The sequence below is a fragment of the Cobetia sp. 5-25-4-2 genome, from assembly GCF_013374075.1.
Lineage (GTDB): Bacteria > Pseudomonadota > Gammaproteobacteria > Pseudomonadales > Halomonadaceae > Cobetia > Cobetia marina.
Genome location: NZ_BLWK01000003.1, coordinates 48,219 through 71,120 on the forward strand (window position 1 = coordinate 48,219; position 22,902 = coordinate 71,120).

Sequence of the window (22,902 nt, forward strand, 5' to 3'; positions counted from 1 at the left end):
TAGCGCTCAGGCATCAGCAACTCAGGTCCGAGGCCAGCCAGTCCGGCTTGCGACGCGCGGTGGCGGTGCGATCGACCGCCCCGCTCTCGGCCTGCCCCTGCTCTTCCTGACTCAGCGGCAACTCACCGCCAAGACTGGCGACCAGCTCACCTTCCCGAAACACGACCAGCTGCCCGGGCAGCAGCCGCTGCCATTGCTCGTTGTCGGTCAGCGGGTCGGTGGCGATCACCGACACCACATCCGCATCGGTGGTGTGCTGCTGGAAGTCGACGCTCATCTCGAAATCGGTGAGGCTCGCCTGCCCGAAGGGCGCTCGGCGCGTGATGTGCGCAAGCTTGGTGGAGCAGTAGGCGTAGAGATGCACGCCATCGGAGAGCAGCAGATTGAAGACCCCCAGCGCGCGCAGACGCTCGCATTGGGCATGCAGGTGACGCCACAGGTCCTCACAGCGAGAGGGCGGTTCCGGGAAGGCACGGCGGATCTCGCCGAGCAGGAAACAGGCAGCGTGCTCGCTGTCCGTGCTGCCCACGGGGCGATAGTACGGCAAGGGAAGCGTCTGCCAGTCCGCCAGCTGCCCATTGTGGGCATAGCACCACTGGCGCCCCCACAGCTCCCGCGTGAACGGGTGGGTATTGGCCAACGTCACCTGGCCGACATTGGCCTGGCGGATATGACTGATCACCATCTGTGACTTGATGGGATAGTCGAGAATCATCCGCGCGATGGGCGAATCCACTGAAGGGTGCGGGTCACGGAATTCGCGATAGCCACCCTCTTCATAGAAGGCGATACCCCAGCCATCGCGGTGCGGGCCGGTGCCACCCCCGCGTTGCAGAAAGCCCGCGAAGCTGAAGCAGATATCGGTCGGAACATTGGCACTCATGCCAAGCAGCTCACACATGGGGTTCCTCCCGTCGGGTCGGTTTGCGTGTCATGCGGCGCACCAGCAGGATCAGCATCAGCAGGCCGAATGCGCCGGCCACGGCATAGGCGATCATGCGGCTCCGGGCAGAGCCGGCTTCCTGGCGCGCGAAGTCGGAAGCGCCCTCGAACCACTGGCCGATCAACGCCGGTACCTTGTCGATGGGCAGACGGCCCTTCATCAACAGGGCGTTGAGGTCTTCCGGCGCATCTTCCCCGGCCTGATCCAGCCCCTCGATCTCACCGAAGCGCTCCCCTTCGATGGGCGTGCGATCCAGATTGGCCGCCCGACGCGCCGCGTCCGCATTGAGGGTATAGGGCGCGAGGTCCAGCACCGGCGGAGCTCCGTCGAGCGCGAGACGCGCGCTGATCTGCACATCCGCCTGGACGTCCGAGTCCAGGGGCGGCAGGTCGATGCGCCATTGCCGCTCGCCATCCTCCGCCACGCTCAGGGCCTCCCCATGCAGCGTCGCGACCAGACGCGTGTTGGCGGTATTGAGCAGCGGATGACGCGCACTGACTTCCAGCGCGTCAGGCGACTTGCCGGTACGCGGGTCAGCGCCGACGGGCTCGACCAGCAGCGGGTCCACCACGCTGGTACGCTGACTGAGCTGGCGCGCGAAGGAGGCATTGTCGCGATAGCCCATCACGGTCAGGGTCAGGCGGGCGCCACCGAGCTGGTCGGGGGCCGGCATGTCGACATGGAAGTCGGCGCCGTCACGCTCAAGGCCTCGCTGCTGCGCGGTGGTGACATCCTCCGCCGCGCCTTCTCCCTCCTGCACATCCTGCTCCGGCACCAGACGTGCATTGCCATCCAGCGTCGCCAGGAAGTCCTCATCATTGACGGCGCGCGCGCCATCGACCAGCGATGCGGTCAGCGAGTAGTCGAAACCCCGATAGAGCGTGGCAGGCAGGGGCCGTGAGACCAATGCCAGTTCCGAGACGATCGTGATGCGGCTATCGGCCCCCACCTCACCCTCGAGCTGCCACTTGCCGGTCTGGGGATCCGTCACGGTGATCAGGTCATAACGCGGCTGGTGCTCCCAGCGCACCCCTTCCGGCAGTGACGCCTGGTCGGCGAGACGGTAACGCTGGCCCTGCGGCGAAATCAGCACCGGCGAGCGATCATCGGGGCCGTGGAAGACCAGGGCGGTGAATTCCTGCACGCTGTCATCGATCACGAAGCGCTTGTCGTTCAGCGGTACCTGCTCACCGGGCACGATGCGATCCAGCGCCGCGAGGAAGGCACGCAACAGGTCTTCCGGGCTCTCGGCGACCGTCGCCAGGCCGCCGGTACCGTCCGCGATCTGCTGAAGCAGATCCACATCGGCATTGCGCGACAGCGCCACCGTATGCACCGTGATGTCGTGGGCGGCAAGCTGCGGCGTCAGCTCATCCGTGATGCGCTGACGCGAGGCGCTGTCCGCGGCGGCCTTGCGGGTGCTCGGCTCACGCAGGTCGACCATGCCATCGGAGAGCAGGATGATCTGACGCGGTGCATCACCACCCACGCCGGCATCATTTCCCTGAGCAGCGGCGCGCAGGCCCGCCTCCAGATCCGTGTACTGCTCGTAGTCGTCGAGACGGCTCTCGAGTCCGCGGGCAGACCGCTTCCAGCCGGCATCCACCGCCCCCAGCGCCAGCAGTGACTGCACCTGCTCACCGAAGCCCCATACCCCGGCATGCGAGCGCTCCGGCAACAGCGTCACCAGCAGATCCAGCGCACTGGCGCGCAGATTGGCCGGGTCGTTGTGCTTCATGCTGCCCGAGACATCGATGGCCATGCGCAGATCCGGTGTCTTGCCCGGCGCTGTCGCCTCGCTGGGCGACACTTCGCTGGGTGACACCTCGCTGGGCGACACCTCGCTGGGCGACACCTCGCCGGGCGACATCTCTGCGCCTTCCTGTCTCCCGCTCGCTGAAGCCGCGACCTTGGGGGCAGAGGCTGACTCTTCGGCCCATGCCGCGGTGGCCCCCAGCCCTGAGAAAGCGCTCAGCAGCGAGATGGTCAGACCGGCCAGCCCCCGGCGCCACGCGCGGGGATCTGACGGGCGCCGGCGGGCGCGCCGAACGACGGGACGAGCGAGGGACGAGGCATTCACATCACGAGCCATTGCAGATCCTTGTTCCACCCATGGGCAAGCCCGGGCAGCGTTGATCAGAGAGAAGGTTCCTGACGATCCCGCGCGGCGCGCGAGCGTGTGGCGCCACCGGCGGACGTGTCACGACGCTCGGCACGCAGGCCCTCTCCGTGCAGGTCGTCGTTCTCTTCTTCGTCGGCACTTGACGCGCGACGCTGACGCGAGCGGGCCATTTCACGCCGACGCTGCTCACGGCCACGTCCCAGCCACCAGATGCCGAGACCGGCCGCGACGCCCGCTCCGATGCCCAGTACCAGCATGGCGAAGGCCGAGGCCATGCCGCTGCCATCCTTCTGGATCAGACTCACCGCGAAGGCCACGATGGCTGGCGCCGTACCACCATAGGAATCTTCCGGCACGCTGGCCGTCACGTGGAAACCGGTCGGCACCGCGATCATGCCGGCCACCGCTCCCACCACGATCCAGCGTATGAAGCGCGGCAAGGCGCGAACCGCCAGATACCCGGTCACCAAGACCACTGCCGCCAGGCCAAGATAGATCAGCCACATCTGCGGCAGAGAATCCGAAATCAACATGCCCTTCACTCCTGTCAGAACTTCCTGGCGAGACCTGTGTCAGGTCTTCGATATAAGGCCAGCCATCACATCCTCCCCACTCAGGGGGGCCGCTCACCGCATGACGTCAGACACGGCTCATCGCCAACCAGGGACGCGACATGCCGCTCGCGGCAAGGGCTTGCGAACGCTGTGGGACAGGCTCAATGTTACACTCCAAGCCCGCCCGACACACTCGGGCACACGACATTCAAGAGGTAGCCATGTCCGACAGCCCCGTCCAGCGTCATTATCGTGCCGAAGACCCCCACTGGCACTGGCTTGAAGCGCGCGACACACCAGAGGTAAAGGCCTTTCTCGAGGCTGCCAATGCCGAGAGCGATACCTGGTTCACGCCACTCGAGTCACTGACTGACGCCCTCTACACCGGACATCTGGCCCGTCGCGAACTCGCCGTTTCCAGTCTGCCGGAAGCCCTCGACCATCACGTCTACTGGAGCGAGACCGCCGCTGACGCGGAGTATCCCGTCTGGTGGCGCCATCCGTTGGAGGCGGACCCCACGGATCGCTCGCGCCATGAATGTCTGCTGGACCTGCAGGCCCTGTCGCGCCATCACGATTTCGTCGAACTGGGCGACATGGCCATTTCGCCCGATGAGCAACGACTGGCATGGACTCTGGACACCAGCGGCGACGAGGTGTTCAGCCTGCGGCTTGCAACACTGAGCGCGGCTGACCGCGACGCGCGCACGCCAGTGCGTGGCGAGTCCCGGCCTGGCGAGGCCCAGCCTGGCCGGGCCCGGCCTGCAGGGCAGGACGATGAATGTCTGCTGGAGGATATCGGGCCGGACCTGGTGTGGGCCGAGGACGGTCAGCACCTGCTGTTCACGCGCTATGACAGCACCCAGCGCCCCTTCGAGATCTGGTGTCTGGACATCGAGAGCCGTGCCGAGACGCTGCTCTACCGTGAGGAAGACAGCGAATTCTGGGTCGGCATGGGCAAGACCCGTTCACGGGACTGGCTGGTACTGGAAACCGCGTCCAAGGACACCAGTGAATCCTGGCTGCTGCCGGCCGCGGCACCACTGGGCGAGATGACGCTGGTGCGCGCACGCGAGACCGGCGTCGAATATGGCATCGATCACCGCCCCGGCCACTTCTATGTGCTGCACAACAAGGAGGCGCCGCATTTCCAGCTGGATATCGCCGCCGAGCATGCCCCCGGCGACTGGCAGCCGCTGATCACCACTCGCGACGACGTGACGCTGGAAGGCGTGGAGGCGTTTTCCTGGGGCCTGATGGTCGATGAACGCGATCACCGTCAGGCCCAGGCCTGGCTGCGCGTGATCGAATTCGAGGACACGGCGCCTACGCAAACGATCTGCCGCGACGAACGCCTGGCGATGCCGGAGCAACCGCTGAGCCAGGGGCTGGGCGACTGCCCGCACTTCGACGCTCGCCGCCTGCGCATCCGTGAGGAAAGCTTCACCACGCCGCCGAGCTGGATCGAGCTGGATCTTGACACGGGTGAGCGCACCTTGCTCAAGCGCCAGACCGTGCATGGCGATCTCGCGCCAGAGCAGTTGATCAGCCGTCGTCTGTGGGCCACCTCCGACGATGGCGAGCAGGTGCCCGTCTCGGTGGTGATGCGCCGTGGCCTGTGTGATGGCGAGGGTATCCCCCACGCCCCGCTGCCGGTACTGCTCTATGGCTATGGTGCCTACGGCGAGACACTGGACCCCTGGTTCTCCATCGCGCGGCTGGAGCTTCTCAGCCGTGGTGTTGCCTTTGCCGTCGCCCACGTGCGCGGCGGTGGGGATCGTGGCGAGCCCTGGTATCTGGCCGGCAAGCTGGAGCACAAGGAAAACAGCTTCAATGACTTCCTCGCCGCACGGGATGCGCTGGTCGAGCAAGGCGTCGGGGCCGCGGAGCGCATTGCCGCCTACGGTGCCAGCGCCGGTGGCCTGCTGGTCGGAGCCAGCCTCAACAAGCGCCCCGAGGCCTTCTGCGCCGCGGTGCTCGATGTGCCCTTCGTGGACGTGCTGCGCACCATGGAAAATCCGGAGCTGCCGCTGACCACCGCGGAATACACCGAATGGGGCAACCCGCACGAGAGCGAGGCGCGGCGTCGCATCCGCGCCTATTCCCCGCTGGACAACCTGAGCGCCGCACCCTACCCGCCGCTGTTCCTGCAGGGCAGCTGGCACGATACCCGCGTGCCCTATTGGGAACCGGCCAAGCTGTATGCCCGCCTGCGCCAGATGGACTGCACGCCGCATCCGGTGCTGCTGCGCACCGACATGAGTTCCGGTCATGGCGGTGCCTCGGGACGCTTCAAGGCCTGGCGTGACAACGCCCGGCAGGATGCCTTCCTGCTGTGGGCACTGGGCGTGTGTGAGAAAGCAGGCAGCGAAACGACCGCCCGCAGCAACGGCTGACGCTCGCACGGCGCTCTGCGACTCACCTACGACAAGGCCCCCGCCGGGTAACCGGCGGGGGCCTTGAGGTTTTCGTCAGCTCAAAGGGTCACGACTGACCTGACGAAGGGTGCAACATGACTGACTCAGCGCGGATCGAGTCTGGCCAGCTTGGTCGCGACACGCTCGCCGTAGTCGGAATCCGCCTGGCGGAAGTGCGCGATCATCTTGTCCTGCACGACGTGGCTGACACCCACCATGGTGCCGGCGATGACGTCCGTGATGCGCGACTTCTGACCTTCATCGAACAGGCGGTAGAGATTGCCGGCCTGGCTGTAGTTGTCCTCATCGCTGTTGTCGTGATAGCCCATCCAGGCGTTCTGCTCCAGCGGCATCGGCGGCTCGGCGACAGTGGCGTCCGGCACCGGGGCGCCCTGCTCGGCACGCTCGTTGGGGTAGAAGTTGGTGCGCGAGTACTGGCCACCTTCCTTCGTCTCTCCCGGCACGCCCTGGCCGACCTGGCCGCCCAGCGGACCGCCACCGTGACCGGTGACCGGGCACATGCCCGCCATCACGCCATCACGCTGGTAGTGGTTGACCGGGCAGACCGGACGGTTGACCGGCAGCTGCTCGGCGTTGGCACCGACGCGATAGCGGTGTGCATCGGCGTAGGCCCACAGACGTGCCTGCAGCACGCGGTCCGGGGAGGCGCCGATACCCGGCACGAAGTTGGACGGTGAGAAGACGGACTGCTCGACCTCCGCGAAGTAGTTCTCCGGGTTGCGATTGAGTTCCATCTTGCCGACTTCCATCAGCGGGAAGTCACCGTGCGGCCACACCTTGGTCAGATCGAAGGGGTTGATGTGGTAGTCGCGCGCCTGCTGCTCAGTCATCACCTGGAGGTTGACGGTCCAGCTCGGACGCTCGCCACGCTCGAGGCGGGTGAACATGTCGTGCTGGTGGAAGTCCGGTGCGACCTGTGCCGCTTCGTCATCGGTCAGTGTCTCGTGGCCCTGGTCGGTCTTGAAGTGCCACTTGACCCAGACACGCTCGCCCTTGTCGTTCCACAGGCTCAGCGTATGCGAGCTGTAGCCGTTCATGGTGGTCAACGACTTCGGGATACCGCGGTCGGACATCAGGATGGTGACCTGATGCAGCGCCTGCGGATGGTTGGCCCAGAACTCCCAGCGGTTCTGCCAGTCGACCATGTTGGTGCGCGGGTCTTTCTTCTGGGTGTGGATGAAGTCAGGGAACTTGGATGGCTCGCGGATGAAGAACACCGGCGTGTTGTTGCCGACCATGTCCCAGTTGCCTTCCTCGGTGTAGAACTTCAGGGAGAAGCCGCGCACGTCACGAGTGTTGTCGCCGCTGTCCTGACCACCGGCCACGGTGGAGAAACGTGCCAGCATCGGGGTCTGCTTGCCGACGCCCTGCAGGAAGCGGGCAATGGTCAGGTCAGACAGGTCACGGGTCAGGGTGAAGGTGCCGTAGGCGGCAACGCCGCGGGCGTGGACGACACGCTCCGGAATGCGCTCACGGTTGAAGTGCGCCAGCTTCTCGAAAAGACGCCAGTTGTCGAAGGTCAGTGAGCCATTCGGGCCCGCTGTCTGGCTGATGTCATCGTGAGGCACCGGGGCGCCGTTACCAGTGGTATAGCGTGGAGTCTGGGACATGTTGACGTTCTCCTGTCAGGTAGAAAAAAGCGCTATCAAACTCGACTGGCAAGGCCAGATGCTGCTGATGTCACATTTTCATGCGCTGCTTGATGTGAAAGCCTGCAGCCCATTGTCGAATCGGGTCGGGGCCGATGCCTGCCCGGCATGTGCTGGCTTGTGGCCCCTTGATGCCTGCTTACCTTACGCACCTGGTGCTTCTAGCGATAATCAATTACCAGCATGCCTTCGATAATCAGCCCCTATCACCGAGCCTATCAGCCACTCTCAGCGGCGTGAACCGCAGGACGGCACTCAATTCAACGGCATCACCAACCTTGTTTACACCTTTCACCGCCACCCCATCTTCACGTCCACAAATGACTGCATCATGACCATGAAAAAGCCCCCTGACCTTCAAAGGTCAGGGGGCTTGGTGGGTCACATCATGCCTTTTGGGGCGTCAGCGCCTCATGCTGGCATCTGATTGGCACGCGCATCACGCGACCACACACGGTGAGCCATCAGGGCATCACGCAGTGGCAGGCTGGCGGCGAGCACATCATCCACCAGGATGACGCCCTCCTCGACCGGCACGCGCGCGGCGGCCAGCAATTCCTTGCCTTCACTGATCGCCACGATGGGCTTGAGGTGCTTGTAAGCCTCCTGCACGTAGTAGAGGCCGAGCCCTGATGCGGCCAGCGCCTTGACGCTACCCTCGCCACCGGCCACGACCACGCCATCCACCGCCACGGACGGCAGACCATTGAGCATCGCGTCCGGCGCCAGCATGCTGCCATCGCTGGCCTTGATCGGTGCCATGCTCGGCGCAATCAGCAGCCCTTCGGCACCTTCATCGCTGAGCTGCTTCTGGATGGAGCGCACATCTTCCATCGTCACGCCATCGGCCGCCAGAATCGCCACCTTGCGGGTCGCGATGCTGTCGGGCATGCGCGCCATCAGGCTCAGCGCCGGGTCGCTCTCGATCTGACTGGTGCCCAGCTCCCCTTTCGGCGCCGGCTGGGTGGTGGGCGCCTCGATACCGTGGTTCTCACCGACACGACGCGCCAGCTCCAGATCGATGTTGGGCAGGATCTCGGTGATCACCCGCTCTCGGATCCACGGGCGTTCGACCTTGGAGAGCTCGAAGGTGTAGGCCGCGATGATGTGCTCCTTCTCCACCTCGGTCTGGCTGTTCCAGAACAGGGTGGCCTGGGAGTAGTGATCCCCGAAGGAGGCACTGCGCGCACGCACCTTGTGCGCCTCGATGCGCTCATGATGTGGCTCGTAGCCGCCATGTTCATCCGCAGGCGGCGTCTCGGAGGGCCAGCCACCATCGATGGAGTTCGGCTCGTAGGACGCCTGCCCGGTGTTGATGGTCTGACGATGCTGGGCATCGCGCTGGTTGTTGTGGAACGGACACACCGGCTGATTGATGGGGATCTCGTGGAAGTTCGGTCCACCAAGACGCAGCATCTGGGTATCCAGATAGGAGAACAGACGCCCCTGCAGCAGCGGGTCATTGGAGAAGTCGATACCCGGCACGATGTTGGCCGGATTGAAGGCCACCTGCTCGGTCTCGGCGAAGTAGTTGTCCGGATTGCGATCCAGCACCATCTTGCCGATCGGCACCACCGGCACCAGCGATTCGGGGATCAGCTTGGTCGGGTCGAGGATATCGAAATCGAAGCTGTGTTCATCCTTCTCTTCCACCACCTGGATGCCCAGTTCCCACTCCAGCGGCGCACCGTTCTTGATGTCATCCCACATCATGCGGCGATTGAAGTCCGGGTCACGTCCCCACAGCTTCTGGGCTTCATCCCAGATCAGCGAGCAGGTACCCGCCACCGGCTTCCAGTGGAACTTGACGAAGCGCGACACGCCTTCACGGTCGATCAGACGGAAGGTATGCACGCCGAAGCCTTCCATGTTGCGGTAATGGCGCGGGAAGGCACGATCCGACATGGTCCACAGCACGGTGTGGGTGGTTTCCGGCATCAGCGACACGAAATCCCAGAAGGTGTCGTGAGCCGACTGCCCCTGGGGAATCTCATTGTGCGGCTCCGGTTTCACCGCGTGCACGAAGTCCGGAAACTTCATGGCATCCTGGATGAAGAACACCGGGATGTCGTTGCCGACCAGATCCCAGTTGCCTTCATCGGTATAGAACTTGGTCGCGAAGCCGCGCACGTCACGGACGGTGTCATTGGAGCCGCGCGAGCCCTGTACGGTGGAAAAACGCACGAACACCGGTGTCTTCTTCGACGGATCACGGAACACGCCGGCCTTGGAGTACCTGGCGGCATTGTCGTACGCCTGAAAATACCCGTGCGCGGCCGCGCCACGCGCGTGGACGATACGCTCCGGAATACGCTCGTTGTCGAAGTGGTTCATCTTCTCGCGGAAGATGAAATCTTCCATCAGGGTCGGACCGCGTTCCCCCGCCTTCAGCGAGTTGTGGTTGTCCGCGATGCGCAATCCCTGGTTGGTACGCAGGTCATGCCCCTCGGCATCCGCGCGATAGGTCTCCAGCGCCTCGTCCTTGGCCTTGCCATCCCCGGCATTGGGCTGGGTGTCATGTGGCCCGTTGCGATTGGGATGGGTATAGGGATTCTCCGCGTCTGCCGAGCGGTTCTGGCCCTCGTGGTACGGGCACTTGGCGCTGTCGGCATTTGACTGGGGGGAGGATGCTGAATCGTGCTCATTGCTCGCCATGCTCAAACGCTCCTGTTTTCGCTAGATCTGCAACGCGCCATCCGGGATGGCGTCGAAGTTGATTCGGCCTTGCGATGTCCTGTCAGGCTGCCTTGCCACGGTCACGAGGACCGTCTGGCTGTCAGGGGCAACCGATGACAGGCGACTTCCATGCGGCGGGTGTCTCGAATGAATCCCTTAGGACACCCACGTGGGACTTGATGCACCTGCGACCTGAACTGTTGTGGAACGCCTGACGATGTTCGCCGGCGCCGCGTCGTCAGGCCTTGGACTTGACCTTCGAGACGATCCACAGCAATACCACCGCCCCTACGATCGAGACGACCAGCGAGCCGATGATGCCGGTGGAGGCCAGCCCCAGCAGCTTGAAGATGACGCTGCCCAGCAGGCCACCGACCACACCGACGACGATGTTGCCGAGAATGCCGAAGCTGCCGCCACGCATGATGTTGCCTGCGATCCAGCCAGCCAGACCACCGATGATCAATCCAAGAATGATACCCATCTGCTGTCTCCTTTCTTGCGGATGAAGTGGCGCTGTGCGCCCGATGAACATGTCTTGGAGACGATCTCGCGAAATTAAAAGGGTCAGATTTCCCGATCGTCAGAACGAGGAACCGGGCTGGCGAAGAAATGCCTCCTCCTGTGGCGTGGAAACACGGCCGAGAATCGCGTTGCGGTGCGGGTAACGGCCGAATCTACGCACGATGTCCGCATGCCGTCGCTCGAAGCGCAGCGTGTCCTCGAGCCCTGGGCGTGCAAACAGCGCTTCAGCGTGTTCATGGACACGCAACGACTCGCTGTGCATCCACGGCATGATGACGAAGGGTTGCCAGGCCAGCGGGAGGCGTTCGAGATCCCCCAGCGCCACGGCCTGCTGGGAGAGCGCGAGTGCCAGGCTGTCGCCACTGAAGGCACGCGGGGTATCGCGATGGATATTGCGCGCGAACTGGTCCAGCACCAGGATTTCCGCCAGCCGACCACCGGGAGTGGTGCGCCACTCCCACAGTTCACAGACCAGTGCCTGCTCGAGAAGCTCCGCGAACCGTTCACGCAGCTGAGCATCGAGGGCCTCGCTCTTGCGAAACCAGTCCTTGGGCGTCAGTCGAGTGAACCAATGTTCGAGCACCGGCCGTGCCTGGGGATGGCTATCCGCGATCAGCCTGTCGGCATCCGATGGCGCGGGGGTGGACGATGGAGGTGTCGGGTTCGAGGGGCGTGAGGGACTCATGAAAGGTGTCCTGATCCAGGAGTGGCAAGAAGTGACAGCAAGTCGCAAAGGGAAGAGGTAAACAGAGAAAGCGAGCGAGAAAGCGAGCGAGAAAGCGAGCGAGCGGCCACAAGGCAAAGAGAACCCGCAACACCGCAACACCGCAAGGAGGCTCTGACGGCCGGACGTCGCGCTGCCGGTTCACGGGACTGCATGGCGATCATGGTTCTGACACCTGATCGTCATCTTGAGCATGGAAAGTAGCCTCTCCCGTGAGCCCTGTCAGCCACCGCGGCACCTTTGCCGCCGCTGCCATCCTGATGCCAGACCGTAACAAGGAAGCCCTTCATGTCCCGCCGTCTGTCTGATCTGCTACCTTCCCGCTCCTCGCGCACGACACCTGCCTCGCCCACCTCGCAGGACGACGCGAACGCGAACCCCGGTGACTCGCATGTCGCACGCGCCGGCGCACCTTCGCGAATGGACCGCCGACGCCTGCTGAGCCGTGGCCTTCAGGGTGCCGGCGTGGGCCTGCTGGCAAGCTCAGGCCTGCTGGGCGCCCCGGCCATCGTGATGGCCGAGGGTCGTCGCCCGGGCATGCCCTCTGGCGTCATGAGCGGCGACGTGACCGCCAGCCGCGCCATGCTGTGGAGTCAGACCGACAAGCCGGCCCGCATGCTGATCGAGCTGGCCGACAACATCGAGATGCGTGGCGCCTTCCAGATGCGCGGCCCCGTGGCCTTGCCGGCCGACGGCCTGACCAGCAAGCTGGATCTGACCCGCATCAACACCCGCGCCAATGCCAGCGGTGAAGTCTTCTACCGGGTACGCTATGCGGCACTGGATGACCACCGCGCCATCAGTGAGGCGACCACCGGGCGTCTGGTATTGCCGCCCGGCGTTCAGACACCACGTGCGCTGCGTTTCGTGTGGTCCGGTGACACCGTCGGCCAGGGCTGGGGGATCAACCCGGATTTCGGTGGCCTGCGCCTCTACGAGACGATGCGTCAGGTCAAGCCGGACTTCTTCCTGCATTCCGGCGACACCATCTACGCCGATGGCCCGCTCGAGGAGAGCGTCACTCAGCACGATGGCAGCCTGTGGCGCAATATCGTCACGCCGGCCAAGTCCAAGGTCGCCGAGACCCTGGACGAGTATCGTGGTCAGTACGCCTACAACCTGATGGATGAGAACCTGCGTCGCTTCAATGCCGAGGTGCCGATGTTCGCCCAGTGGGATGACCACGAGACCACCAACAACTGGTATCCGGGCGAGATTCTCGAGGACGATCGCTACACCGAGAAGAATCTCGACGTGCTGTCCGCCAATGCGCGTCGTGCCTTCCTCGAGAACATGCCGCTGCGGACCGGCCCAGCCGCGCCGGAACGCATCCACCGCAACTTCAGCTTCGGCCCGGGGCTCGAGATGTTCATGCTCGACATGCGCAGCTTCCGCGGCCCCAATTCCGCCAATCGCCAGTCCGGGCGTGGCCCCGAGACCGACTTCCTGGGGCGCGATCAGCTGGCATGGCTCAAGCAGTCGCTCAAGGCCAGCACCGCCACCTGGAAGATCATCGCCTCCGACATGCCCATCGGCCTGCTGGTGCGTGACGGCGACAATTTCGAGAACGGTGCCAATGGCGATGGTGAGGCGCTGGGACGCGAACAGGAAGTCGCGGAGCTGCTGAAGTTCGTGCGCGATCACGACATCCAGAACCTGGTGTGGCTGACGGCGGATGTCCATTACACCGCCGCGCACCACTACTCGCCCGAGCGCGCCGTCTTCAAGGAGTTCACGCCGTTCTGGGAATTCGTCAGCGGGCCGATCCATGCCGGCACCTACGGCCCTGGCGAGCTGGACAATACCTTCGGGCCAAGACTGGAATTCGTGAAGGCACCGCCGGAAGGCCGTGCCAACATGTCGCCCAGCGAAGGGTTCCAGTTCTTCGGTCAGGTGGATCTCGATCCGGAGAACGAAGCACTGACCGTCACGCTCAAGGATATCCACGGCGCCTCGCTCTATCAGAAGGTGCTGACGCCTGAGTCGCGAATGGGCTGAACTTGCCGCGACACACGCGGTTCACGCTCTACCCCGAATGCCCCGTGCACGACAGGATCCCGAGGGCGGATTCTCGAGTGCATGGGGCATTCGCCTGTCTGGGCCGCCTGTCGGGTGCCGCCTTCCCCAGAGCCACTCGAGAAGACCCTGCGCCGGAAGAGGACATCCGGCCACGCTGCTATGTCTGCACGCTTCAGACAATTGGGGAAAAATGTCAGACAAATTGTCAATGGAGAGGTGAGCGCATTTCTCTGACACTGATCGGCACGCTGGTTGTCGATCACTGACCGCCTGCCTCGAGGTACCGCGCGCCAACGGTGAGGCAGGCCAATCGGGTGATGGCAACTGAGCAGCCAGGCCTCCGAGCCCTGTTGTTCAACAAGGATAACGCCATGAATGCCCTCACCCTGAGCTCCTTCGTGTTCTTCACGGGGCTGGTCGCCGTGATCACCTGGTGGCTGACCCGTCGTGACGACCATCGCCATTCCACCGGCTACTTTCTCGCCGGCCGCAGTCTGACCTTCCCGATCATCGCAGGCTCCCTGCTGATGACCAATCTCTCCACCGAGCAGATGGTGGGCCTGAACGGGGCCGCCTTCACCGATGGCCTCTCCGTGATGGCCTGGGAGGTGGTGGCCGTGGTCTCGCTGGTCGCGATGGCCATGTTCTTTCTGCCACGCTTCCTCAAGAGCGGCATCACTACCCTGCCGGAGCTGCTGGCACTGCGTTTCGATCGCACCACCCAGCTGCTGGCCAACCTGATCTTCATGCTGGCCTACGCCATCATCCTGCTGCCCAGCATTCTCTATTCCGGCGCCCTCGGCCTGATGGGCGTGCTGGATTTGCATGCCCTGACCGGCATCGATTCCCAGATGGTGCTGTTGACCGGCACCGTGATCGCCGTCGGCATCGCAGGGGCCATCTATGCCCTCTTCGGCGGTCTGCGCTCCATCGCCATCTCCGACACCCTGAACGGTATCGGGCTGCTGATCGGCGGCATGATCATCGTCTACTACGGGCTGGATCGGATCAGTGATGGCAACGGCATTCTCGCCGGGTGGGAAACACTCAAGGAGACACACCCGGAGAAGCTCAATTCGCTGGGCGGTGATGACCAGTCAGTGCCGGTCTCGACCCTGTTCACCGGGGTGCTGCTGCTCAACATGTTCTACTGGTGTACCAACCAGCAGATCATCCAGCGTACCTTCGCCGCCAAGACATTGGCCGAGGGCCAGAAGGGGGTGCTGCTGACCGGCGCGCTCAAGCTGCTGGGCCCACTGTACCTGGTACTGCCGGGCATCATCGCCTTCCAGCTCTACGCCGGTGATGGCATCAAGGCTGACGCCGCCTACGGTCGCCTGGTCTTCGATGTATTGCCTGCCCCGCTGACCGGCTTCTTCGCCGCGGCGATGGTCGGCGCGATCCTGTCGTCCTTCAACTCGGCGCTCAACTCCACCGCCACGCTGTTCAGTCTCGATGTCTACAAGGCACGCCTCAAGCCGGATGCCAGCGATGAAGAGGTGGTCAAGGCGTCCAAATGGGCGGGCTGGATCATGGCAGCCGCCGCGATGACCATCGCGCCGCTGCTGGCGACTCAGGAAAGCCTGTTCGTCTATATCCAGAAGGTGAACTCCATCTACTACATCCCGCTGCTGGCGGTGATCGTGGTCGGACTTCTCTCCAGGCGCGTGCCGGCCATCGCCGCCAATCTGGCGCTGGTGCTGGGCTGTGCGGTCATCGGCCTGTTCTACTTCGTGCCGGTGCTTTCCGAGCTGGTCGACAAGGTGCACAACTTCCACTTCATCGCCATCGTGCTGGTGCTGTTGATCGCCCTGATGCTGGTGATCGGCAAGCTGGCACCGCGTGCCGAGCCCTGGATCCAGCAGGATGTCGGTGCCATCGACATGACGCCCTGGGCTGGCACGCGCATCGCCAGCATCATTCTTCTCATACTGGTGATGATCATCTATCTGGCCTTCGCCGGCTGAGCACTGCATGACCTGACGGTGTCCCCCTGGCCGCCTGCGCCCCGTTCTCCTCGCCGAGACGGGGCGCTTTCGTTGCGCGGCGCGGCGGGTCTCGCGTCACGGGTCTTACAAGGCGGGGCTCACAAGGCGGGTCTTACAAGGCGGGGCTCACAAGGCGGGCCTGACACACGTTTCCCCTGCCCGCCATCACGCCGACAGGGGCGAGCCAAGCCCCGAAACCAACGTATGTTCTACAAATGGCGGATAGCAGGAACTCGGGAGATACCTACACTGTCGCCAGACTTGCCGCGAATGTTACCGGTGAGTCTCGTCACGGACGATGACACAGCTCGCTGTGTGCATTGCATCGATACTGCTGGACTGATCGCCGAATCGCCGCGCGGACCGAGTGCCCGTGAGCCAGACGTCGCGCCAGCCAGCATCAAGGAACCCTCCTCCCATGCACGCCCTTACCCTTGTTTCTTTCGTGTTCTTTACCGGCCTGGTCGCCGCCTTGACCTGGTGGTGGACACATCGCGATGACACCTCGCATTCCACCGGCTATTTCCTCGCCGGACGCAGTCTGACCTTCCCGCTGATCGCGGGCTCACTGCTGATGACCAACCTGTCCACCGAACAGATGGTCGGTCTGAATGGCGCCGCCTTCACCGATGGTCTGTCGGTGATGGCCTGGGAGGTCATGGCGGTGCTGGCGATGGTGGTGATGGCGCTGTTCTTCCTGCCACGCTTCCTCAAGAGTGGCATCACCACCCTGCCGGAACTGCTGGCGCTGCGTTACGGGCGCAGCACCGAGCTGATCACCAACCTCATCTTCCTGTTCGCCTATGCGGTGATCCTGCTGCCGATCATCCTCTACTCCGGTGCCATCGGCCTGCAGGGCATGCTGGATCTGCCTTCTCTGACCGGTATCAGCTCGCCCAATGCACTGCTGTGGATGACCATCTGGGTGGTCGGCATCATCGGTGCCATCTATGCGCTGTTCGGTGGCATGCGCTCCATCGCCATCTCCGACACCCTGAACGGCGTGGGACTGTTGATCGGCGGCATGCTGATCGTCTGGTTCGGTCTCGATGCCGTGAGCGACGGCCAGGGCGTGATGGCTGGCTGGGACACGCTGACCGCCGCCAATCCCGAGAAATTCAATTCCATGGGCAGTGAAGACCAGTCGGTGCCCTTCTCGACCCTGTTCACCGGCGTGATGATCATCAACTTCTTCTACTGGTGTACCAATCAGCAGATCATCCAGCGCACCTTCGCCGCCAAGACCCTCGCCGAGGGCCAGAAAGGCGTGCTGCTGACCGGCGCGCTCAAGCTGCTGGGCCCGCTGTATCTGGTGATTCCCGGCATCATCGCCTATCACCTCTACGCCTCTTCCGGCGTCAAGGCCGACAGCGCCTACGGCCAGCTGGTGTTCGACGTGCTGCCCGCACCGCTGACCGGCTTCTTCGCCGCCGCGATGGTCGGGGCGATCCTGTCATCCTTCAACTCGGCGCTGAACGCCACCACCACGCTGTTCTCCACCGGCATCTACAAGGCGCACCTGCGCCGTGATGCCAGCGACGAGGAAGTGGTCAAGGTCTCCAAGGGCTTCGGCTGGGTGCTGGCGATCGCTTCCATGACCCTCGCGCCGCTGCTGGCCGGTCAGGAGAGCCTGTTCGGTTACCTGCAGAAGATGAATGCCATCTACTTCATCCCGATCTTCGCCGTGGTGCTGATGGGCCTGCTGACGCGTCGCGTGCCGACCATCGCCGCCAACCTGGCGCTGTTGATCGGCTGCAGCGTGATCGGCGTGGTCTACTTCGTGCCGGCCTTCTCCGGCGTGCTGGACGTGATCCACGAGTTCCACTTCGTCGGCCTGGTGTTCGTGCTGCTGATCGCGATGATGCTGATCATCGGCAAGCTGGCACCGCGTGACGAGCCATGGATCCAGCAGGATGTCGGCGCCATCGACATGACCCCCTGGAAAGGTGCCAAGGTCTGTGCGCTGCTGCTGGTCGTGCTGGTGATCGCCATCTATCTGGCCTTCATCTGACCCGCGCCGTTTGCTGACTCGCCCCGCGAGCAGCACATCCGCCATGACACGAATGCCCCGCCCTGTCTCCCCGGACAGCCGGGGCATTCGTGCATTTGTGCATTTGCTGCACCGCTTTCAGGCATGCTGGACGAGTCGCTCATCACCGAGGCCTCCCATGTCCCGCTGTCGCCTGCGTAGCCGTCGTCCGCGCCTCAAGGTGCTGTCACTGTCGATCTCCCTGCTCGCCTCACTGATGTCGGTGCCTGTCAGCCAGGCCGCCGAGCGCTGGCAGCGCGCCGATGTGCTGACGGACAGCTTTCTGGAGGTGGCGCTCAAGCGTGAATACCAGCCCGGCAGCAGCGCCTCGCTCACCCGCTGGCAGGTGCCGATCACGGTCTGGCTCGATTCGCAGCTGGGTGACGCCCGCCTGCAACGCCAATTGAGCCAGGTCCAGTTTCGTCATCTCTCCGCCATCACCGGCCAGCCGCTGAGTTTCGTGTCCTCCGCCAGAGAGGCCAACCTGCGCATCGCCTTCATCACCCGGGACCACATGACTCACGAGGCCGCCGCCTACGTCGGCAAGCAGCAGGCCAGCACACCGGGCATGCGCAAGGCACTGCGGGAAGGTGTTTGCCTGACACTGTTCAAGACCGGGGCCGACCAGGCCATCGCCAGTGGACTGATCCTGATTCCGGTCGACTACGCCCGCCAGAAGGCGCGCCTGGTGGACTGCGTCGTCGAGGAGACCGCCCAGCTGATGGGGCTGCCCAATGATTCGGACAGGGTGTTTCCCTCCATCTTCAGCGACGTCACGGTGGATCATTGGCTGAGCCCGCTGGATTACGTGCTGCTCAAGATGCTCTATGCCCCTGAGCTCTCCCCCGGTATGTCAGCCGAGCAGGTGCGCGCTGCGCTGCCTGCGGTCATCCAGCGACTTGCCGAGCAGGGCGAGCTGTCACATGCCATTCGCCGCGTGCGCCGGGACAGCCTGCGGGAATGGGCGGGAGAGTAGGCATGCAAGTCATCACGCGCCCCGCCCCGGACTCCTCGACGCCTGACGGAGAATTGGAACGCCTGAGCGGAGCACAGGCATAATCAGGACAGGCGCATCAGGCGCCGCAATCCGTCGGAGCTGCGTCATCATGTCATCCTCATCCTCCACTGCCGGTCGGGCCCGCCTGCCGCTGGCCGTTACGCTGTTGTCGCTGTGCCAGGCCTTGCTGGTCAGCGGCAATATCCTGTTGATCGCGGTCTCGCCGCTGATCGGTGCCCAGCTTGCCTCGAGCAGCTGGTCGACCGCGCCGGTCGCGACCCAATGGCTGGGCCTGATGTGCGCCACCATCCCTGCCTCGCTGATCACCGCACGCCTCGGACGACGCCGCGGCTTCGTGCTCGGCAATCTGTGTGGACTGGCAGGCGCGGGGCTGGCCGTGCTGGCGCTGCATCTGCAGCATTTCGGGCTGTTCCTGTTCTCCACCTGGCTGGTGGGCATCGGGATCGGCTTCGGCCAGCTGTATCGCTTCGCCGCCATGGAAGCCGCGCCCCCGGAGCAGCGGGAGCGCGCCATCGGGCTGGTGATGGGTGGTGGCGTGCTGGCAGCCTTCTTCGGCCCCTGGCTTGCCCGCACCAGTCATGCACTGGCCGACACGCCCTTCCTGGGCAGCTTTCTCGGGCTGGGGGCGCTGTATCTGGTGGCGTTGCTGCTGTTGGCCTTCATTCGGCTGCCCAGCGAAGGCAGCGCCCAGTCGGACGGCGATGATGAACCCGAACCCGCGCGCCCGTTGGGCGTGATCCTGCGCCAACCGACCTTCCTGCTGGCCGTGCTCAGCGCGATGGTCGGCTATGGGGTGATGAACCTGGCGATGACGGCCACGCCACTGGCGATGGCGCATGCCGGACACGGATTCGATCACGTCGCCACCACCATCCAATGGCACGTGGTGGCGATGTTCCTGCCCTCCTTCTTCACCGGACGCCTGACCGCACGTTTCGGCACCGGCACCATGATCATCACCGGCTGCGCCTTCCTGCTGGCAAGCCTTGGCACCGCGCAGCTGCTGGCCGCCGGCTATCTGACCGGCACCCAGGGCTTCTTCCTCGGCCTCATCCTGCTCGGCATCGGCTGGAACTTCACCTTCCTGCCCGCCACCACACTGCTGACCCGCTGTCATCGCCCCAACGAGAAGGCCCGCACCCAGGCCGCCAACGAGTTCCTCGTCTTCACCACAGGCGCGGTGACGGCACTGCTGGCCGGGCCACTGGTCAGCACGCTGGGCTGGGCGTTGCTCAACCTGCTGTTGATCCCCGCCTGCCTGCTGCCCGTGGCACTGCTGGCATGGCGACAGCTTGCCTTGCGTACCGATCGCCCGCAGATACAGCACTGACGGCGAGCATCACGGCGCACGACGTCGGCCATTGGCCATTGCCGGATTCGCGTTCACCATCACCTGCCGATCTGCCGTCACGTCGTGTCGCCGCCTCGCCCCCACTGACAGGGAATGCCTGATGTTCAACACCATGACCCGCAACGCCCGCCAGCTTGCCCGCGAGGTGGGCCGCGAAGCCCATGACCTGCTGGAGCGCGGCCTCGATCGTCAGCTGCGGCTCGCCGTCACCGGTCTGTCCGGTGCCGGCAAGACGGCCTTTCTCGTCTCGCTGATCGAGCAGCTGCGCCACGCAGGACTCGGCGCGCGTCTGGAGCTGTTGCCTGCCGCCCGCGATGGCCGTCTGCTCGGGGCAGAGCGTGTCAGTCAGCCGGATCTTTCCATCCCGCGCTTTCCGCTGGAAGCCGGCTTGCGCTCGCTGTCCGGCCAGCATTCGCCCCATGGCCCCGAATGGCCGACGCCGACCCGCAGCATCAGCGAGCTGCGTCTCAAGATCGGCTTTCGCCCCACCTCACGCGCCGCGCGCATGCTCGACAGCCAGCGCGCCACCCTGACACTGGACCTGATCGATTATCCCGGCGAATGGCTGCTGGACCTGCCGATGCTGGAGCAGGACTTCACCGCCTGGAGCAGCGAATGCGAGACGCAGCTGGCCGATGGGCGCGGCGACTGGGCGCATGACTGGATGGGCGCCATCGCGGGCCTGACGCCGGACAGCGAAGTGGATGAAGACCGCCTCGCCGAGATCGCGAGCCTGTATACCGACTATCTGCACGCCGCACGCCGCAAGGGGGGCTTCGTCGACCTGACACCGGGCCGCTTTCTGCTGCCCGGCGAGCTGGATGAAGCGCCGGTGCTGCAGTTCTTCCCGCTGCCGGGGCTCGGCGACTGGACAGCCGACGCCTTGGCCGCCTTGCCGGAAACCAGCCTGTACCGCACCCTGGCGCGGCGCTTCGATCACTACCGCCGCCGCGTGGTACGTCCCTTCTATCACGACCACTTCCGGCGCTTTGACCGCCAGATCGTGCTGATCGACGTGCTGGGCGCGCTGAACGCCGGCCCGGCACCCTTCCGCGACCTGAGCCGCGCGCTGGACAAGCTGTTCGACAGCTTCGCCTATGGCCGCCGTCACCTGCTGGCGCGCCTGATGGACCGTCGCATCGACCGCCTGGCCATCGCCGCCACCAAGGCCGACCACGTCACCCCCGAGCAGCATGGTGCGATGCGCGACCTGCTCGAGCAGCTACTGGCGGGCCCGCTCAAACGCCTGCGCTATCGCGACGTGCCGCTCAAGGCCTTCACCATCGCCGCCATCCGCGCCAGCGAGGCGCGTGAAGTGGTCGAGAATGGTCAGCGTCATCCGGCGCTGGCGGGACACCTGCTCGGTGAGCACGAAGGGTCGAGCGACTCAGGCGCGCGGGGCGCTGGCCGCGAGTCCGTGCTGCTGTTCCCGGGCGAGGTGCCCTCACGGCTGCCCGACCCGAACTTCTGGGCCGAGAACCGCTTCGACTTCCCCCACTTCGCGCCGCCGCAGGTTGATGGCAATGCCCCCCCTCATATTCGCATGGACGCCGTGCTCGACTGGCTGCTGGGAGACCACCTGAAATGACCACTGAATCCCGCCACCCGCGCCCGGGCAAACGCTTCACGAGTCCCGGTTCTGCCGACTCGGCGCAGGCCGATGCCACCTCGACGGCTTACGCCGAGCGCCCCACCGAGAGCGCGGCAGAGGCCCTGCGCGGCGCGCGCCACTTCTCGCCGGAGATGGAAAGCCAGCCACTGGCCGCGGCCGAACCAGCACCCGCCACGCCGGGACTCGATGCAACGCTGAGCGCCAGGCCACGCCATCGTGGCCTCAAATGGCTGCTGCTCGGCACCCTGACACTCGGTGGTGTCGAGGCCGGCCATGCGCTGTATCAGGCGGCCATGGGCGGTGACCTGATCGCCGGGGCCTGGGGCCTGCTGGGGCTTGGTGCCATCGGGCTCGGCGCCCGCGCGCTGGGCAAGGAGCTCTTCCGACTGCGTCATCTGCGCAAGCATGTCGCGCTGCGTGCCGAGCTGGAAGAACATCAGCAGGGTGATTTTGGCCAGGAGCGCTTTGGTCAAGGAGGCTTTGGCCAGAAAAGCTTTGGCCAGCGCGGTGATGCGCCGTCCACGCCTGACGAGGGCTCGAACAAGGCAGGCGGCAAGGCCGACAGCCAGCAGGAAGACCTGCTTGAGCAGCTGCGCCGTCAGATGAAGCTGGGCGAGGATGATGCCGGCGTGCGCGCCTGGCGCGCTGCCTGCGAAGCGCATCACTCCCCGTCGGAGCGCCGCGAGCTGTTCGCCTTCCATGTGCTGGGGCCGCGGGACCGTGAGGCGCGGCGTCTGATCTCGCGCATGAGCGGCGAGACGGCGGTGATGGTGGCGGTCTCGCCATTGACCTGGGTCGACATGAGCCTGGTGGCCTGGCGCGGACTGCGCATGATGGAGCGCCTGTCGCGCCTCTACGGACTGGAGCTGGGCTACGCCAGCCGTCTGCGTCTGTTCAAGGAGGTGCTGGCGTCGATGGCCTTCGCCGGCGCCAGTGAACTGGCCGCCGAGGCCAGCATGGATCTGCTGTCGATGAATCTGGCCGGCCGCCTCTCCACCAAGGCCGGACAGGGGCTGGGCAGTGGCCTGATGAACGCCCGCCTGGGCCTGCGTGCCATGCGCCTGCTGCGCCCCATCCCCTTCCATGCCGAGGAGGTACCGCGCATCGGCGAGCTGCGCGCGGAGCTATTCTCGCGCATGCGCAAGGCCGACAAGGGCGAGGACGACGCCAACGCCTGAGCGCATCGCAGGCTGATCCTTGTCACTCTCTTGAAAGCAGAACGCGCGCCCCGAGTCATCGGGGCGCGCGTTTTCG

The 22,902-nt window shown here is 64.7% G+C and carries 15 protein-coding genes; 8 read left to right on the forward strand and 7 right to left on the reverse strand.

The genetic code is table 11. The features are described from left to right. Positions 1-13 precede the first annotated feature (13 nt). The 3 genes from HXS65_RS07820 to HXS65_RS07830 form a co-directional block, all read right to left on the reverse strand. Positions 14-901 carry a class II glutamine amidotransferase gene (locus tag HXS65_RS07820; protein ID WP_077379264.1) on the reverse strand — a complete coding sequence of 296 codons (888 nt, stop codon included), beginning with the start codon at positions 899-901 and terminating at the stop codon, positions 14-16. Continuing rightward, positions 894-2,813 carry a vWA domain-containing protein gene (locus tag HXS65_RS07825; RefSeq protein ID WP_176493615.1) on the reverse strand — a complete coding sequence of 640 codons (1,920 nt, stop codon included), beginning with the start codon at positions 2,811-2,813 and terminating at the stop codon, positions 894-896. The genes HXS65_RS07820 and HXS65_RS07825 overlap by 8 nt, the downstream gene beginning before the upstream one ends. A 266-nt stretch (positions 2,814-3,079) precedes the next feature. Then, entirely contained in the window at positions 3,080-3,598 is a 519-nt protein-coding gene (locus HXS65_RS07830; protein WP_084209296.1) for a hypothetical protein, read from the reverse strand. A gap of 242 nt (positions 3,599-3,840) precedes the next feature. On the opposite strand from HXS65_RS07830, the gene HXS65_RS07835 reads away from it, so the two are divergent. After that, on the forward strand, positions 3,841-6,015 hold the full coding sequence (locus HXS65_RS07835; protein WP_176493616.1) for a S9 family peptidase: 2,175 nt from the start codon (positions 3,841-3,843) through the stop codon (positions 6,013-6,015). A gap of 125 nt (positions 6,016-6,140) precedes the next feature. On the opposite strand, the gene HXS65_RS07840 is transcribed toward HXS65_RS07835, so the two are convergent. The 4 genes from HXS65_RS07840 to HXS65_RS07855 all read right to left on the reverse strand — a co-directional run bounded on the left by HXS65_RS07840 (position 6,141) and on the right by HXS65_RS07855 (position 11,592). Next, positions 6,141-7,667 carry a catalase gene (locus HXS65_RS07840; RefSeq protein ID WP_176493617.1) on the reverse strand — a complete coding sequence of 509 codons (1,527 nt, stop codon included), beginning with the start codon at positions 7,665-7,667 and terminating at the stop codon, positions 6,141-6,143. Positions 7,668-8,117: 450 nt separating this feature from the next. After that, positions 8,118-10,361 (reverse strand): catalase HPII, encoded by a 2,244-nt coding sequence (gene katE, locus HXS65_RS07845; protein ID WP_176493618.1) that lies wholly within the window; start codon positions 10,359-10,361, stop codon positions 8,118-8,120. Between the two features lie 259 nt (positions 10,362-10,620). Further along, positions 10,621-10,866 (reverse strand): GlsB/YeaQ/YmgE family stress response membrane protein, encoded by a 246-nt coding sequence (locus HXS65_RS07850; protein WP_084209300.1) that lies wholly within the window; start codon positions 10,864-10,866, stop codon positions 10,621-10,623. Between the two features lie 99 nt (positions 10,867-10,965). Then, a complete protein-coding gene (locus tag HXS65_RS07855) occupies positions 10,966-11,592 on the reverse strand; it encodes a DUF924 family protein (RefSeq protein WP_176493619.1) in 627 nt (208 codons plus the stop codon). Positions 11,593-11,919: 327 nt separating this feature from the next. Here HXS65_RS07855 and HXS65_RS07860 point away from each other — a divergent pair, with 327 nt between their 5' ends. From HXS65_RS07860 to HXS65_RS17565, 7 genes are all read left to right on the forward strand, one after another. Then, entirely contained in the window at positions 11,920-13,629 is a 1,710-nt protein-coding gene (locus tag HXS65_RS07860; protein WP_255304452.1) for an alkaline phosphatase, read from the forward strand. Between the two features lie 392 nt (positions 13,630-14,021). Then, entirely contained in the window at positions 14,022-15,617 is a 1,596-nt protein-coding gene (locus HXS65_RS07865; protein WP_077379247.1) for a solute:sodium symporter family transporter, read from the forward strand. Positions 15,618-16,056: 439 nt separating this feature from the next. Further along, positions 16,057-17,649 carry a solute:sodium symporter family transporter gene (locus HXS65_RS07870; protein WP_136938999.1) on the forward strand — a complete coding sequence of 531 codons (1,593 nt, stop codon included), beginning with the start codon at positions 16,057-16,059 and terminating at the stop codon, positions 17,647-17,649. Positions 17,650-17,806: 157 nt separating this feature from the next. Then, complete coding sequence (locus HXS65_RS07875) at positions 17,807-18,643, forward strand: DUF2927 domain-containing protein (protein ID WP_176493620.1); 837 nt, start codon at positions 17,807-17,809, stop codon at positions 18,641-18,643. 166 nt (positions 18,644-18,809) lie between these two features. Further along, complete coding sequence (locus tag HXS65_RS07880; protein ID WP_084209808.1) at positions 18,810-20,015, forward strand: MFS transporter; 1,206 nt, start codon at positions 18,810-18,812, stop codon at positions 20,013-20,015. Between the two features lie 121 nt (positions 20,016-20,136). Continuing rightward, positions 20,137-21,624: a YcjX family protein gene (locus HXS65_RS07885; RefSeq protein WP_255304453.1), complete on the forward strand. Its 1,488-nt coding sequence runs from the start codon at positions 20,137-20,139 to the stop codon at positions 21,622-21,624. Next, positions 21,621-22,826: a TIGR01620 family protein gene (locus HXS65_RS17565; RefSeq protein ID WP_255304454.1), complete on the forward strand. Its 1,206-nt coding sequence runs from the start codon at positions 21,621-21,623 to the stop codon at positions 22,824-22,826. Before HXS65_RS07885 ends, HXS65_RS17565 begins: the two co-directional genes overlap by 4 nt. Positions 22,827-22,902: the final 76 nt, after the last annotated feature.

Bases quoted from the DNA above. Each gene is read 5' to 3' on its own strand.
- HXS65_RS07820 (WP_077379264.1), bottom strand. From the start codon at position 901: ATGTGTGAGCTGCTTGGCATGAGTGCCAATGTTCCGACCGATATCTGC.
- HXS65_RS07825 (WP_176493615.1), bottom strand. From the start codon at position 2,813: ATGTCGCCCGGCGAGGTGTCGCCCAGCGAGGTGTCGCCCAGCGAGGTG.
- HXS65_RS07830 (WP_084209296.1), bottom strand. From the start codon at position 3,598: ATGTTGATTTCGGATTCTCTGCCGCAGATGTGGCTGATCTATCTTGGC.
- HXS65_RS07835 (WP_176493616.1), top strand. From the start codon at position 3,841: ATGTCCGACAGCCCCGTCCAGCGTCATTATCGTGCCGAAGACCCCCAC.
- HXS65_RS07840 (WP_176493617.1), bottom strand. From the start codon at position 7,667: ATGTCCCAGACTCCACGCTATACCACTGGTAACGGCGCCCCGGTGCCT.
- katE (WP_176493618.1), bottom strand. From the start codon at position 10,361: ATGGCGAGCAATGAGCACGATTCAGCATCCTCCCCCCAGTCAAATGCC.
- HXS65_RS07850 (WP_084209300.1), bottom strand. From the start codon at position 10,866: ATGGGTATCATTCTTGGATTGATCATCGGTGGTCTGGCTGGCTGGATC.
- HXS65_RS07855 (WP_176493619.1), bottom strand. From the start codon at position 11,592: ATGAGTCCCTCACGCCCCTCGAACCCGACACCTCCATCGTCCACCCCC.
- HXS65_RS07860 (WP_255304452.1), top strand. From the start codon at position 11,920: ATGTCCCGCCGTCTGTCTGATCTGCTACCTTCCCGCTCCTCGCGCACG.
- HXS65_RS07865 (WP_077379247.1), top strand. From the start codon at position 14,022: ATGAATGCCCTCACCCTGAGCTCCTTCGTGTTCTTCACGGGGCTGGTC.
- HXS65_RS07870 (WP_136938999.1), top strand. From the start codon at position 16,057: ATGCACGCCCTTACCCTTGTTTCTTTCGTGTTCTTTACCGGCCTGGTC.
- HXS65_RS07875 (WP_176493620.1), top strand. From the start codon at position 17,807: ATGTCCCGCTGTCGCCTGCGTAGCCGTCGTCCGCGCCTCAAGGTGCTG.
- HXS65_RS07885 (WP_255304453.1), top strand. From the start codon at position 20,137: ATGTTCAACACCATGACCCGCAACGCCCGCCAGCTTGCCCGCGAGGTG.
- HXS65_RS17565 (WP_255304454.1), top strand. From the start codon at position 21,621: ATGACCACTGAATCCCGCCACCCGCGCCCGGGCAAACGCTTCACGAGT.